This is a genomic window from Marivita sp. S2033 (assembly GCF_046592965.1).
Taxonomy (GTDB): domain Bacteria; phylum Pseudomonadota; class Alphaproteobacteria; order Rhodobacterales; family Rhodobacteraceae; genus Marivita.
Map to the genome: position 1 here is coordinate 17,712 of NZ_JBISBV010000010.1, position 12,586 is coordinate 30,297.

11 protein-coding genes are annotated in these 12,586 nt (G+C 64.4%); 4 read left to right on the forward strand and 7 right to left on the reverse strand.

Going from position 1 to position 12,586, the window contains the following annotated elements:
- Nucleotides 1-26: 26 nt before the first annotated feature.
- The 7 genes from ACGKZZ_RS14620 to ACGKZZ_RS14650 form a co-directional block, all read right to left on the reverse strand.
- On the reverse strand, nt 27-1,559 hold the full coding sequence (locus tag ACGKZZ_RS14620; protein ID WP_411224323.1) for a tripartite tricarboxylate transporter permease: 1,533 nt from the start codon (nt 1,557-1,559) through the stop codon (nt 27-29).
- On the reverse strand, nt 1,559-2,017 hold the full coding sequence (locus tag ACGKZZ_RS14625; RefSeq protein ID WP_411224324.1) for a tripartite tricarboxylate transporter TctB family protein: 459 nt from the start codon (nt 2,015-2,017) through the stop codon (nt 1,559-1,561). Before ACGKZZ_RS14625 ends, ACGKZZ_RS14620 begins: the two co-directional genes overlap by 1 nt.
- 69 nt (nt 2,018-2,086) lie before the next feature.
- Nucleotides 2,087-3,097 carry a Bug family tripartite tricarboxylate transporter substrate binding protein gene (locus tag ACGKZZ_RS14630; RefSeq protein WP_411224325.1) on the reverse strand — a complete coding sequence of 337 codons (1,011 nt, stop codon included), beginning with the start codon at nt 3,095-3,097 and terminating at the stop codon, nt 2,087-2,089.
- 52 nt (nt 3,098-3,149) lie between these two features.
- The gene (gene acnA, locus ACGKZZ_RS14635) at nt 3,150-5,879 is read right to left on the reverse strand and encodes an aconitate hydratase AcnA (protein WP_411224326.1); all 2,730 of its coding nucleotides are present in this window, start codon (nt 5,877-5,879) and stop codon (nt 3,150-3,152) included.
- Nucleotides 5,880-5,881: 2 nt separating this feature from the next.
- Nucleotides 5,882-6,553, reverse strand: coding sequence for a GntR family transcriptional regulator (locus tag ACGKZZ_RS14640; RefSeq protein ID WP_411224327.1), 672 nt, complete (start codon nt 6,551-6,553; stop codon nt 5,882-5,884).
- A gap of 134 nt (nt 6,554-6,687) precedes the next feature.
- A complete protein-coding gene (locus ACGKZZ_RS14645) occupies nt 6,688-8,274 on the reverse strand; it encodes an ABC transporter substrate-binding protein (protein ID WP_411224328.1) in 1,587 nt (528 codons plus the stop codon).
- Nucleotides 8,275-8,315: 41 nt separating this feature from the next.
- Nucleotides 8,316-8,921, reverse strand: a complete 606-nt coding sequence (locus ACGKZZ_RS14650; protein ID WP_411224329.1) for a helix-turn-helix domain-containing protein — start codon at nt 8,919-8,921, stop codon at nt 8,316-8,318.
- Nucleotides 8,922-9,063: 142 nt separating this feature from the next.
- Between ACGKZZ_RS14650 and ACGKZZ_RS14655 the strand changes: the two genes are divergently transcribed.
- From ACGKZZ_RS14655 to ACGKZZ_RS14670, 4 genes are read left to right on the forward strand one after another with little or no spacing between them, the layout of a single operon-like run.
- A complete protein-coding gene (locus tag ACGKZZ_RS14655; RefSeq protein WP_411224330.1) occupies nt 9,064-10,110 on the forward strand; it encodes an ABC transporter permease in 1,047 nt (348 codons plus the stop codon).
- Nucleotides 10,111-10,120: 10 nt separating this feature from the next.
- Nucleotides 10,121-11,017, forward strand: a complete 897-nt coding sequence (locus ACGKZZ_RS14660; RefSeq protein WP_411224331.1) for an ABC transporter permease — start codon at nt 10,121-10,123, stop codon at nt 11,015-11,017.
- Nucleotides 11,014-11,850: an ABC transporter ATP-binding protein gene (locus tag ACGKZZ_RS14665; protein ID WP_411224332.1), complete on the forward strand. Its 837-nt coding sequence runs from the start codon at nt 11,014-11,016 to the stop codon at nt 11,848-11,850. The genes ACGKZZ_RS14660 and ACGKZZ_RS14665 overlap by 4 nt, the downstream gene beginning before the upstream one ends.
- On the forward strand, nt 11,847-12,581 hold the full coding sequence (locus ACGKZZ_RS14670) for an ABC transporter ATP-binding protein (protein WP_411224333.1): 735 nt from the start codon (nt 11,847-11,849) through the stop codon (nt 12,579-12,581). Before ACGKZZ_RS14665 ends, ACGKZZ_RS14670 begins: the two co-directional genes overlap by 4 nt.
- The last annotated feature ends 5 nt before the right edge of the window (nt 12,582-12,586 follow it).

A 12,586-nucleotide genomic window follows, 5' to 3' on the forward strand; every position in this document is an offset into this window, starting at 1 on the left:
ACACCGGCCCCGCCCCGCTGCGTTCCTCAGCCGTCGGCGTCCTCGCGAGTGACCGGATCACCCTCCATGCGCCGGGCGCGGCGTTGGAGATAGACCGGGATGGCCACCACCAGCACCGCCAGCACATACAGCGTGACGCTCTTGTAATCCTCCAGCAGGATCATCCAGTCGCCGCCGGAAATCGACAGCGCGCGGCGCAGGTTGTTCTCGAACAGCCCGCCCAGCACGAAGCCGAGGATGACCGGTGCCAGCGAGAATTCCATCTTGCGCAGGAACCAGCCAAAGACGCCCAGCCCGGTGACCAGCAAGAGGTCGAACGGGTTGCCGACGATGGTGTAGATGCCCACGAAGGCCAGGATCGCGATCATCGGCGTCAGGTAGTGTTGCGGGATCGTCAGCATCCGCGCGAACAGACCCACCAGCGGCAGGTTGATCAGCAACAAGGCCACGTTGCCCACATACATCGACGCGATCAGCCCCCAGGCGATCTCCGGCTGCTGGGTGAACAGCAGCGGACCGGGCTGGATGTTGAACATCAGCAACGCACCCAGAATGATCGCCGTGGTCCCCGACCCCGGAATGCCCAGCGTCAGCATCGGCACCATGGCCCCGCCCGCAGCGGCGTTGTTGGCGGTTTCCGGCGCGGCCAGCCCGCGCACGTCGCCGGTTCCGAACAGATGGCCCTCGGCGCCAGCCAGGCGTTTTTCGGTGCCATAGGCCACGGCCGAGGCGACCGACGCGCCGGTGCCCGGCAGCACCCCGATGAAGAACCCCAGGAACGAGCAGCGCACGATGGTCCATTTCGATTTCGCCAGATCGGCCATTTTGACAAAGGAGCTGTCCACCGGCAGCGAGTCGAGCTTGCCCGAGACCTGTTTTTCCACCAGCGTGAACAGTTCCGCCATGCCGAACAGGCCCACGATGACGATCAGGAAATCGATGCCCGCAAGGAAATCGGGAATGCCGAAGGTATAGCGCGGCACGCCGGTATTGGCGTCGATCCCGATGGTCGCCAGCATCAGGCCGATCAACGCGCCCAAAAGCGTCTTGGTGGGGTTCTTGCCCACCAGCGAGGCCAGCGAGGCAAACGCAAAGACCATCAGCGCGACGTAATCCGCCGGGCTGAAGGTGACCGCGAAGGTCGCCAGCATCGGGCCGAACAGCGTCATCAGGATCACCGCGAAGGTGCCGCCGATAAAGGACGAGATCGCAGACATAGACAGCGCCCGCCCGGCCTGACCGTTGCGCGCCATCGGGTAGCCGTCCAGCGTGGTCATGACAGCGCCCGCATCGCCCGGCACATTGAGCAGGATCGACGAAATCCGCCCGCCATATTCGGCACCGTAATAAATCCCCGCCAGCAGGATCAGCGCCGAGGCGGGCTCGAACCCCATGCTGTAGGCGATCGGCAGCAGGATCGCGACTCCGTTGATCGGGCCAAGGCCCGGCAAAGCACCGATCAGGGTGCCGAAAAACGCGCCCAGAAGCACCAGCATCAGGTTGAACGGGTCCAGCGCGACGGCAAAGCCGGTGCCTAGACCAGTGAGAATGGTATCCATCAGGTGTCTCCCATTTCAAGCAGCGCCTCGACCAACTCGCCCTCGGGCAGGTTGAGATCGAGAAGGATCGCGCAGAGCAGATAGCCGCCGATCCCGGCCGCCAGCCCGAACACCGCCGAATGTTTCAGCGTCGCGCCCAACATGCGCGCGGTCAGCGCACCGAACAGGATGGTCGAGATGATAAAGCCGACCGGCTCGTAAAGTTCGGCATAGACGATCATCAGCGCCACCATGAACAGCAGCCGGAAGATGGTCGGGCGGTTGACCTCCAGACCGTCCACATCCGGTTTCCACAGGATGTGGACCAGACAAAGCAGCGCGATGACCGAGAGGATCTGCGGCCAGCTTTCCGGTCCGAGCGGGTCGTATTGAAATGGCGCCGAGATGCTGACGAAGGCGATGATCGCATACGCGACCGTCACCAAAAACAGCACGCCGGCGAAAATCCGATCTGCCATAATGTATTCCTTGGGTGCGACGTGACGGGATGCCGGGGCGCGGCGCAACGCACCTGCCCCGGCCCGGTGTTATTGGATCAGACCGGCTTCGGTTGCGATCTCGCGCAGCTTGGCCATGTTCTCTGTCACCGCCTGGGTCAGCTCGTCCCCGGCGAGGTTGAGCGGCAGAAGACCCTTCTCGGCTTGCAGCGTGGCGAACTCCTCGGTCGCGTAGGCCGCCTTGAAGGCATCAACCCAGGTGTTGTAGGCCTCGTCCGACACGTCACCACCCATGTAGAAGCCGCGCATGATGGTCCACTCCACGTCATAGCCCAGTTCCTTGGCGGTCGGGACTTCGGCGAACGGATCGTCAAGACGCTCGTTCGACATGGTGGCCAGAACGCGCATGGTGCCGGCGTCCATATGCGGCACCATCTCGCCCACATCGCCGGTATAGACGTCGATGGAGCCGCCCATCAGCGCGGCGATCGCGTCACCGCCGCCGTCGAGCGCGACATAGCGCATGCCCTGCGGCGTGCCGCCGGCTTCGCGGATCAGCAGTGCGGCCTTCATCCAGTCCTGCGACCCGATGGAGCCGCCCGCGCCGACGACCACGGAGGCCGGGTCTTCGGTCAGCTGGTTCATCACGTCCGTGAGGCTCTCGAACGGGCTGTCGGCGGGCACGATCACGGCGCCGAAATCGGCCCCCGCAGTGGCGACCCAGCGCACATCGTCTTCGGAGAACTGGCCGTATTTGCCGGTCGCGATGTTCAGCAGCGATCCGGTGGAATAGGCCACGATGGCGGAATCGTCATCGGTGCGGGTGGTGTTGAACAGGTTGAAGGCCACCGCGCCGATGCCGCCGGGCATGAAGGTCACCTGGATGGTTTCCGACAGATGCGGCTCGAGCCCGCTCTGGGCGATCCGGCAGGTCAGGTCGAACCCGCCGCCCGGCTGGGCCGGAGCCACGCATTCCGGCTTGTCGATCTCGCCCTGGGCCATGGCTGGCGCGCCAAGCCCGGCGGCGAACACCGCAGCGGCCCCAAGCCGCAAAATGCCGCTCATTGCGCCGCTCGCGTTGGATGTGGTCGGGATTTGCATGGTTTTCCTCCTCTGGTTTTCATGCAGCGACGCTTGATCGCGCCGCGTTCGGTTATTTGTCGTGTCGTGCCGCCCCGGCATGGAGCCGCCGCAGGATCAGCCGTCCAAGGCCGCCCGCCGCGATCTGTTCGGCCTCCGGTGCGCTGTCGATGCGCAGTGTCACGTCTATCTCCTCGCGCCGGCCATCGGCACGGTCGATCACCAGCCGCGTCCGGCTTTGCGGCGCGATCGGATGTGTCAGGTCAGGAAGCGAAATCCGTTCGGTTCCGTCAAGACCCAAGGACCGCGCCGAGACGCCTTCGGGCCATTGGCACGGGATCACCCCCATGCCGACAAGGTTGGAGCGGTGGATGCGCTCGAAGCTTTGCGCGATCACCGCGCGCACGCCCAAAAGGTTGGTGCCCTTGGCCGCCCAGTCCCGGCTGGAACCGGACCCGTATTCCTGCCCTGCGACGATCACCAGCGGTCGCCCCATCGCGCGATAGGCCTCGGCAGCATCGAAGATCGGCAGCGGCTCGCCCCGTCCCTCGATCCGCGTCACCCCGCCCTCGACACCGCCGGCCACGTGATTGCGCAGCCGAGGATTGGAAAAGGCACCGCGCACCATCACCTCGTGATGGCCGCGCCGCGCGCCGTATGTGTTGAACTCCGCAGGCGCGACGCCACGGGCCTGCAACCACTGGCCAGCGGGCGAGTCCGGCGCGATCACTCCCGCCGGGCTGATGTGATCGGTGGTCACGGAATCGCCCAGAATGGCAAGGATCGACGCGCCGTCGATGGCCGCGCCAGCGTCATTGTCTTCGGCGAAATTCTCAAAGAAGGGCGGACGCGCGATATAGGTGGAGTCGGGCCATCCGTAGGTCGTTCCTTCAGGTGAATCGACCTGTTGCCACAGCTGGCCGCCGGGTTCGTTGACCGCATAGATGTCGCGATAGGCCTGCGCGTCCGCGGCATGAACCAGCGCCGCTTCGATCTCCTGCGCCGACGGCCAGAGGTCGCGCAGGTGCACCGGCTGTCCGTCACGCCCCTGCCCGAGCGGTGCGGAGGCCAGATCGACGCGGATGTTGCCAGCCAGCGCATAGGCGACCACCAGCGGCGGAGACATCAGGAAATTGGCGCGCACCGACGGATGGATGCGGGCCTCGAAATTGCGGTTGCCCGACAGCACGGAGGCACAGACCAGATCACCCGCCGAAATCGCCGCGTCCAGCGCCGGGTCGAGCGGGCCGGAATTGCCCGCACAGGCACCGCAGCCATAGGCCGAAATGTTGAACCCGAGCTGTTCCAAGGGAGCCATCAGCCCGGCGGCTGTCAGGTAATGCGCCACGATGCGCGAGCCTGGCGTGAACGAGGTCTTGATCCAGGGCGGCACCGACAGGCCTGCGGCGACGGCGTTGCGGGCCAACAGCCCGGCGGTCATCAGAACCTCGGGGTTGGATGTGTTGGTGCATGAGGTGATCGCGGCAATCAGGATATCGCCCTGCCCCAGATCCTCGGGCATGTCGGGTGCCGCCGCGACCGGGCTGCGCCGTTCCAGCGCCCCACCCCTGTCGTAGCCGCCGTCCGCGACAGGCTCCGCCATCAGGCGTTCGAAGGTGCCGCTCACGTCGGCCAGGTCAATCCGGTCCTGCGGGCGTTTCGGCCCTGCCACGCTGGGCACGATGCGGCCAAGGTCGATCTGCAAATGCTCGGAATAGTCGATATCGCCCGGCATCGGCATGCCGAACATGCCTTGCGCCCGATAGTAGGCCTCCAACATGGCAATGTCGTTTTCCTCACGCCCGGTCGCGCGGAAATAGTCGATTGTCCGGTCGTCGGTGGGGAAGAACCCGATCGTGGCGCCATATTCCGGCGCCATGTTGGCGATCGTCGCCCGGTCCGTGGCCGACAGCGACGCCGCGCCTGCGCCGAAGAACTCGACGAATTTGCCCACCACCCCATGTGCGCGCAGCCGCTGCGTCACCACCAGCACCGCGTCGGTGATGGTGACGCCCTCGGGCAGACGGCCGGTCAGTTCCACCCCGATGACATCCGGCGCGACCAGCGTCACCGGTTGCCCCAGCATGGCCGATTCCGCCTCGATACCGCCGACACCCCACCCCAGTATGCCGATGCCGTTGATCATCGTGGTGTGACTGTCGGTGCCGACCAGCGTGTCGGGGTGCCAGATGCCATCGGTTTCAGACACGCCCCTGGCAAGCGATTCCAGGTTCACCTGATGGATGATGCCAAAGCCGGGCGGAACCGTGGTGAAGTTCTCGAACGCGGCGTTGCCCCATTTGAAAAAAGCGTAGCGCTCCGCGTTGCGGGCATATTCCAGCTCCATATTGCGCCGCAGGGCATCGGCAGAGCGTGAGTGGTTGATCTGCACCGAATGGTCGATGACAAGCTGCACCGGGATCTGCGGCTCGACCAGGGCCGGATCGGACCCGGCACGGGCCATGGCGTCGCGCATCGCCGCGAGGTCGCAGACCAGCGGCGTGCCGGTGAAATCCTGCAACACCACGCGCCCGACAGACAGCGGCACCTCGGTGCGCTGGCCGTCCGGGGTCCAGTTCGCCAGCGCCGCGATATGTTCGGCAGTGGTTCCGGGCGTGTCGCATTTGCGCAGCGCGGATTCCAGCAGGATGCGGATCGATACTGGCAGCCGCGCGACGCCGGGGGACCCGGTGCCAGCCAGCGCCGGCAGGGAACAGAAGCGGTGCGCCTGTCCGTCTGCGGTCGTGAAACTGCCAACGTGGCGCGGGCCGGTCTGCGGGGCTGTCGGAGGTGAATCGATCATCGTCATTTCGCCGGCGTCTCTGTCCATAGCAGGTTTTCACGGGCGTTGGAGATATGCAGGCGCATCGCTTTCTCGGCCCTGTCGCGTTCGCCGGTTTCCAGCGCCCGCACGATATCGGCATGTTCGGCCAGCGCCGCCTCGGAGCGGCCGGGCTTTGACGATGAGCGATGACGGTACATGCGGATCTGGAGATAAAGCTCATCGCACAGCGCGCGGAACAGGCGCTGGCTGCCCGAGTGCTTGATGATGTAGAAATGGAAATCGTTGTCCGACGACACCTGTTTGTAATGTCCGGTGCTTGCGGTCTCGCTCTCGTGCCGCTCCAGCATCCGGGCAAGGACGCGCAGATCGTCCGCAGTCATGCGGGTCGCGGCAAGCCCGCAGGCCTGACCCTCTAGGGCTTCGCGCATGGTGAAAAGATCGTCGAGATCGGCAAGCGTCAGCGCGGTGACGAACACGCCGAGATTTGTTCGGCGCTCGACAAGGCCGTGGCTTTCCAGCCGGTTCATCGCTTCACGCAGCGGCCCGCGACTGATCCCGAAATCGCGTGCAAGCTCGGCTTCTTTCAGGCGTGCGCCGGGTTCCAGCTCGCCCTTGGCGATCCCGTCCGCAAGCGCCGCGAAGGCCCGGTCGGACAGGGACGGTGCGGGTGAGATGATCTTGCTTGACTGCACGGCTTCCCCGATCTGAAAACTGTTGACAGTTAGGCATCGGAAGTTTCGTTTGTCAACCGACCGGCAAATCCGACTGTGCAAAGCCACGCATGGCGGGGCCGCCCCGTAAGGCGGCCCCGGTTGGTTAAGCTGGCTCAGTCTTTCTCGACCAGACGGTAGAACACGAAGTCGGACGTGGCCCCGTTGACATAGCCGGACACGTCATCATCCATCGCCACCTGATAGGCCGCCTGGAACATGATCACGATCGGGCTTTCCTTCTGCACCGCGCGTTGCAGCTCGAGATACTGCTCAAGACGCGCATCCGCATCGGGTTCGGTCAGCGCCGACATGGTAAGCTCGTTCAGCTCGTCCGGCACCGCCCAGGCGTTGCGCCATGTGGTTGTTGCCTGATAATTCTCGTCCGAGTTGTCGGAGTTATAGGCAAAGGCCTTGGCGTTGGAATGCGGGTCCATGAAGTCCGGCCCCCAGTAAAGCAACATCGCCGCGTGCGTCCGCTCACGGTACTTGGTGATCACCTGTGCGCCCGTGCCCGGCAGGATCTCGAAGTTGATGCCGGCCTCCGCAAAGCTCGCCTGAAGCGATTGCGCCATGTCGGTGAAGGGCGCGGAATTGATCACGTCAAGTTCGACGGTGATCGGCAGATCGACCCCGGCATCGGCCAGAATTTGCTCGGCCTTGTCCGGGTCATAGCTGTAGGGCGTCTCCTCCAGCGCACCGGGGAAACCCTTGGGCCAGAACGCCTGATGGATTTCCATCTGACCGTTCAGGAAGCTGTCGGTCATGCCGGTGTAATCCACCAGATAGCGGGCAGCTTCCCACACGGCGGGATCGGTCAACGCCTCGTTCTTCTGGTTGAACGACAGGAAATGCACCGCGGCCTGCGGGAAGGTCTCGACCTTGATGTCGTCGCTGGACAGTCCGGCGATCTGGTCCGGCGTCAGGTTGCGCGCCATATCGACATCGCCCTGTTCCAGCAGCAATTGCTGGGTCGCGGCCTCGGCCACATGCTGAAGGATCACGCCTTCCATCGCCGGAGCGCCCTTGAAGTAATCGGGGTTCGCGGCCAGGCGCACCAGTTCGGCAGGCCGGAAGGTTTGCAGCGAAAACGGCCCCGACCCGGCGCTGTTTTCGTTCAGCCATGCGTTGCCCATGTCGCCGTCAACCTCGTTGGCCATGACGGTTTCCATATCGACGATGGATGCAGGCCGCGACGCCAGCACGTTCAGCACGAAGGCCGGTGAGAAATCGCCGTCATATTTGACGGTGATCGTGTTGCCATCAGCGGTGATCATGTCGTCCACGTTCTCCGGCGTCCAGCCAAGCTGCGCGAGGATGAAGGCAGGTGTCAGGTTCAGCTTGATGACCCGCGCAAGGCTGCCGGTCACGTCCTCGGGGCGCACCGGATTGCCGGAATGGAACGTCGCCCCTTCGCGCAGCGTGAATGTCACGGTCTTGGCGTCCGGGTCGGTCTCCCAGCTGTCGGCAAGGCCCGCCGCCAGCACGGTGGGGTCTTCGGCGTCGTATTGCACCAGGCGGTCATAGATGTTCGTGACCAACTCACCGCTGGTGAATTCATAGGCCTGCGCCGGGTCGATCGCGACGATGTCGTCGATGTTCTGCGCCACGACCAGAAGGCTGTCTGGCGTGTCCGCCAGCACGGGCGCGGCCAGTGGCAGCGCCAGAACACTGGCGAGAAGGGCCGTTCTTAAGCTTTTCATTGTCTCTCTCTCCTGTTGGTTTCGTGTGGTATGACTTGAAGTTATTTTCGCAAAAGCACGCTCAGGGTGCCGGTCCAGATCATCCGCGCAGGGGCATCGCTGCGGTTGGCCCAACTGTGCGGGGTCGCGCCGCTATAGTGCAGCGCGTCCCCCTGCCCCATGACCAGCGTTTCGTCGCCAAGGGTCTGTTCGATCTCTCCCTCCAGCACCATGACGATCTCCTCGCCCTCGTGGGTCGTCACCTCGGACGCATAGCCGGGCGGCACCAGGAGGATATAGCTGCTGAGTTCGGAGCCGGGATAATCGTTGCTGACCATCTCGTAGGACATGGCCGATCCGGGCAGGGAAAACTGCGCCCGTTCGCTGGCACGCGACAGCGCCGTCGCGGCGCGGGGGGTGGTGATGAAATGGTCAAGATCAACCTCGAGCGCCTGCGCGATCTGCGCCAGCGTGCCCAGGGACGGCACCGCCTTGTCGGTCTCGACCTGACTGAGATAGCCGACCGACACCCCGGACCGTTCCGCCAGCGTCTTGAGGGTCAGGGAGAGCTTGCGCCGCCGTCCGCGTATCCGCGGACCCAGAACGGCGGGCGTCTGCCGCGCTGGTCTGGACGCGCCCTGCGCGATCTTGCCCGGCGACTCCTGCACGCACTCTCCTCCCGGTCCGGCTAAAAAACTTTTTTAGATGTAAGCAAAACTTTTTGCATTTGCCAAGCTCTTTCCCTAACGTCTGGTGAAACCACGCCCTGTCCGCCGCACGGGGGCCGGAGTTGTGAGGGACCGCCGCGCCATGTCATTCAATCCCAACGCCCCGCCGATGCGACTGACACGGTTTGCCCGCTCTCTCGGCGGCTTCGCGGTGATCACCGCGCTCACCTTCCTTGGCCTGCTGGCGATCACTTTTTTCATTGGCCGCGTGGTGCCGATCGATCCGGTGCTGGCCGTCGTCGGTGACCGCGCCACCAGCGAACAATATGAAACCGCGCGCGTTGCGATGGGGCTGGACCGGCCCTTGATCGTGCAGTTCTTTTCCTATGTCGGTGATGTCCTTCAGGGTGATCTGGGCATCTCCGTCTCCACCGGACGGCCTGTGGCGCAGGATCTGGTGCGCGTGTTCCCCGCAACGCTCGAAATGGCGACCATCGGCATCATCATCGGGGTGCTGCTTGGCGTGCCGATGGGGGTTTACGCCGCCGCCCGCGCCGGAAGCTGGTCGGATCAGGTGATCCGCGTGCTTGCCCTGCTGGGCTATTCGGTGCCGGCCTTCTGGCTCGGGCTGGTTGGACTGGCGGTGTTTTATGCCGGCCTCGGCTGGGTCGGCGGGCCGGGGCGGATCGATGTGTTTTACGACGGGCTGGTCGAACCTGTCACCCGGCTGTTGCTGGTCGATTCGCTGCTGGACGGGAACATGCAGGTCTTTCGCAACGCCCTGCACCGGATCATCCTGCCCGCCACGATACTTGGGTTCTTTTCCCTCGCTTATATCGCGCGGATGACGCGCAGTTTCATGCTTGACCAACTGAGCCAGGAATACGTCACCACCGCCCGCGTCAAGGGCGTGAGCGAGACGCGCGTGATCTGGACCCATGCGTTCGGACCGATCCGCGTCCCGCTGATCACCGTCATCGGCCTCAGCTATGCGGGGTTGCTCGAAGGGTCGGTGATGATCGAAACCGTGTTTTCATGGCCCGGCATCGGCAATTACCTGACGACCGCGCTGTTCAACGCCGACATGAACGCGGTTCTGGGGGCAACGCTGGTCATTGGCGCGGTGTTCATCCTGATCAACAAAGTGTCGGACGTGCTCTACCGCGTCCTTGATCCACGCAGCAGATAAGGAGCCGGTGATGCACGCATGGTTGACCTCTGACAGCCCCGCATCGCGGATGCAGGCCAGTGCCGGGCGGTTCTATCGCGCCGGCGGGATGCTGCTGCGCAATCCATTGGCGGTGGCCGGGGCGCTGATCATCGGGCTGCTGATCGTCACCGCGATCGCAGCCCCGATGATCGCCCCCGAAAGCCCGGTTGGACAGAACCTCTCCAACCGGCTGCTGCCGCCCTCTGCCGATCACTGGATGGGCACCGACGAGCTGGGCCGCGATATCTTTTCGCGGGTCATCTACGGCTCGCGCATCACGCTGATGATCGTGGCGCTGGTCGCGGTGATCTCGGCCCCGCTCGGGTTGGTGATCGGGGCGATCTCGGGCTATTTCGGCGGCTGGACCGACCGGATCCTGATGGGGCTGACGGATGTGTTCCTGTCGATGCCCAAGCTGATCATGGCACTGGCCTTTGTCGCGGCACTTGGCCCCGGCATCGAGAACGCGATCATCGCCATCGCGATCACCGCATGGCCGTCCTATGCGCGGATTGCACGGGCCGAAACGCTGACCTTCCGCAACGCCGAATTCGTCTCGGCCACCCGCCTGCTGGGCGCGTCGCACGCGCGCATCATCTTTGCCCATGTGCTGCCGCTCTGCACCTCGTCGATGATCGTGCGGGTGACGCTGGACATGGCGGGGATCATCCTGACCGCCGCTGGCCTTGGCTTTCTGGGCCTTGGCGCACAACCCCCCCTGCCGGAATGGGGCGCGATGATCTCGCGCGGGCGGGTGTTCATCCTTGATCAATGGTGGGTCGCGACGATGCCGGGGCTGGCGATCATCCTCGTGTCGCTGGGGTTCTGCTTCCTCGGCGACGGGCTGCGCGATGTGCTTGATCCCAAGTCAGCGGGCAAATCATGACCGAACCGCTTTTGTCCGTGCGCAACCTTCATGTGAACTTCCCGACACCGCAGGGCCGTGTCGATGTGGTCAAGGGCGTGTCGTTCGACCTGGGTCAGGAACGGCTTGGCATTGTCGGCGAAAGCGGGTCCGGCAAATCCATGACGGGCCGCGCGATCCTGCGGCTGATCCGGCCACCGGGGCGGGTCACGGCGGACAGGCTGGAGTTTCAGGGGCAGGACCTGCTGTCCCTGTCCGAACGTGACATGCGCGCCCTGCGCGGCGCGCGGATTTCCATGGTGATGCAGGACCCGCGCTATTCGCTCAACCCGGTGATGACCATCGGTCGGCAAATCGCCGAAGCGCTGCGCGTGCATGAAAGACTGTCCCGCAGCGCCACCCGCGCGCGGGTGCGCGACATGCTGGAATCCGTGCAGATCAACGACCCCGACCGCGTGGCCAGGATGTATCCGCACGAAGTCTCGGGCGGCATGGGCCAGCGGGTGATGATCGCGATGATGCTGATCCCGAAACCGAAAGTCCTGATTGCCGATGAACCGACCAGCGCGCTCGATGTCAGCGTGCAGGCGCAGGTGCTTGACCTGATCGACACGCTGGTGCGCGAACAAGGCATGGGGCTGATCCTGATCAGCCACGATCTGCAACTGGTGGCACGCTATTGCGACCAGATCCTGGTGATGAATGCCGGTCGCGTGGTCGAACGCTGCGCCGCCGGAGAGCTGGACCGCGCCACGCATCCCTATACACAGGGTCTGCTGGCCGCCGTGCCGCGCATGAACGAGACGCGTGACATCCTGCCGACGCTCGACCGCAGCGCATGGGAGGGCACATGACCGCCGCGATTTCACTGAACAACCTCGATATCTCCTACGGCAGCACCCGCGTTGTTGAAGGCGTGACATTTGACGTCGCCGAAGGCGAAAGTTTCGCGCTTGTGGGCGAAAGCGGGTCCGGCAAATCGACGGTTCTGAAGGCCATCGCCGGTCTTGCGCCGGACTGGACCGGCGATATGTCGGTGCTGGGCCAGCCACGCGGCCACGGGCCGGACAAGACCCTCGCGCGCACCTGTCAGATGGTGTTTCAAGACCCCTACGGCTCGCTGCACCCGCGCAAGACCGTCGATGCGGTGCTCTCCGAACCGCTGGCAATTCACGGGCTCGGCGACCGGTCGGAGCGGATCGAGAAGGCGCTTGCGGATGTCGGTCTGGACCGGCGGTTCCGCTTTCGCTATCCGCACCAGATGTCCGGCGGCCAACGCCAGCGCGTTGCCATTGCGCGCGCCCTGATGCTGGAGCCGAAGATCATGCTGCTGGACGAACCCACCAGCGCGCTGGATGTCAGCGTGCAGGCGGAAATCCTCAACCTGCTCAAACGTCTGCGCGCCGAACACAACCTGACCTATCTGCTGGTCAGTCACGATCTGCCGGTCGTCGGTTTCATGTGCGACCGCGTCGCGGTGATGACCAAGGGCCGGATCGTCGAGATCGCGCCGGTGACGGCGCTGCATCACGGCGATTTCACCGATCCCTATTCGCGAACCCTCTATGCCGCCAGCGGCGGCTGACCCCG

Bases quoted from the DNA above. Each gene is read 5' to 3' on its own strand.
- ACGKZZ_RS14620 (WP_411224323.1), bottom strand. From the start codon at position 1,559: ATGGATACCATTCTCACTGGTCTAGGCACCGGCTTTGCCGTCGCGCTG.
- ACGKZZ_RS14625 (WP_411224324.1), bottom strand. From the start codon at position 2,017: ATGGCAGATCGGATTTTCGCCGGCGTGCTGTTTTTGGTGACGGTCGCG.
- ACGKZZ_RS14630 (WP_411224325.1), bottom strand. From the start codon at position 3,097: ATGCAAATCCCGACCACATCCAACGCGAGCGGCGCAATGAGCGGCATT.
- acnA (WP_411224326.1), bottom strand. From the start codon at position 5,879: ATGATCGATTCACCTCCGACAGCCCCGCAGACCGGCCCGCGCCACGTT.
- ACGKZZ_RS14645 (WP_411224328.1), bottom strand. From the start codon at position 8,274: ATGAAAAGCTTAAGAACGGCCCTTCTCGCCAGTGTTCTGGCGCTGCCA.
- ACGKZZ_RS14655 (WP_411224330.1), top strand. From the start codon at position 9,064: ATGTCATTCAATCCCAACGCCCCGCCGATGCGACTGACACGGTTTGCC.
- ACGKZZ_RS14660 (WP_411224331.1), top strand. From the start codon at position 10,121: ATGCACGCATGGTTGACCTCTGACAGCCCCGCATCGCGGATGCAGGCC.
- ACGKZZ_RS14665 (WP_411224332.1), top strand. From the start codon at position 11,014: ATGACCGAACCGCTTTTGTCCGTGCGCAACCTTCATGTGAACTTCCCG.
- ACGKZZ_RS14670 (WP_411224333.1), top strand. From the start codon at position 11,847: ATGACCGCCGCGATTTCACTGAACAACCTCGATATCTCCTACGGCAGC.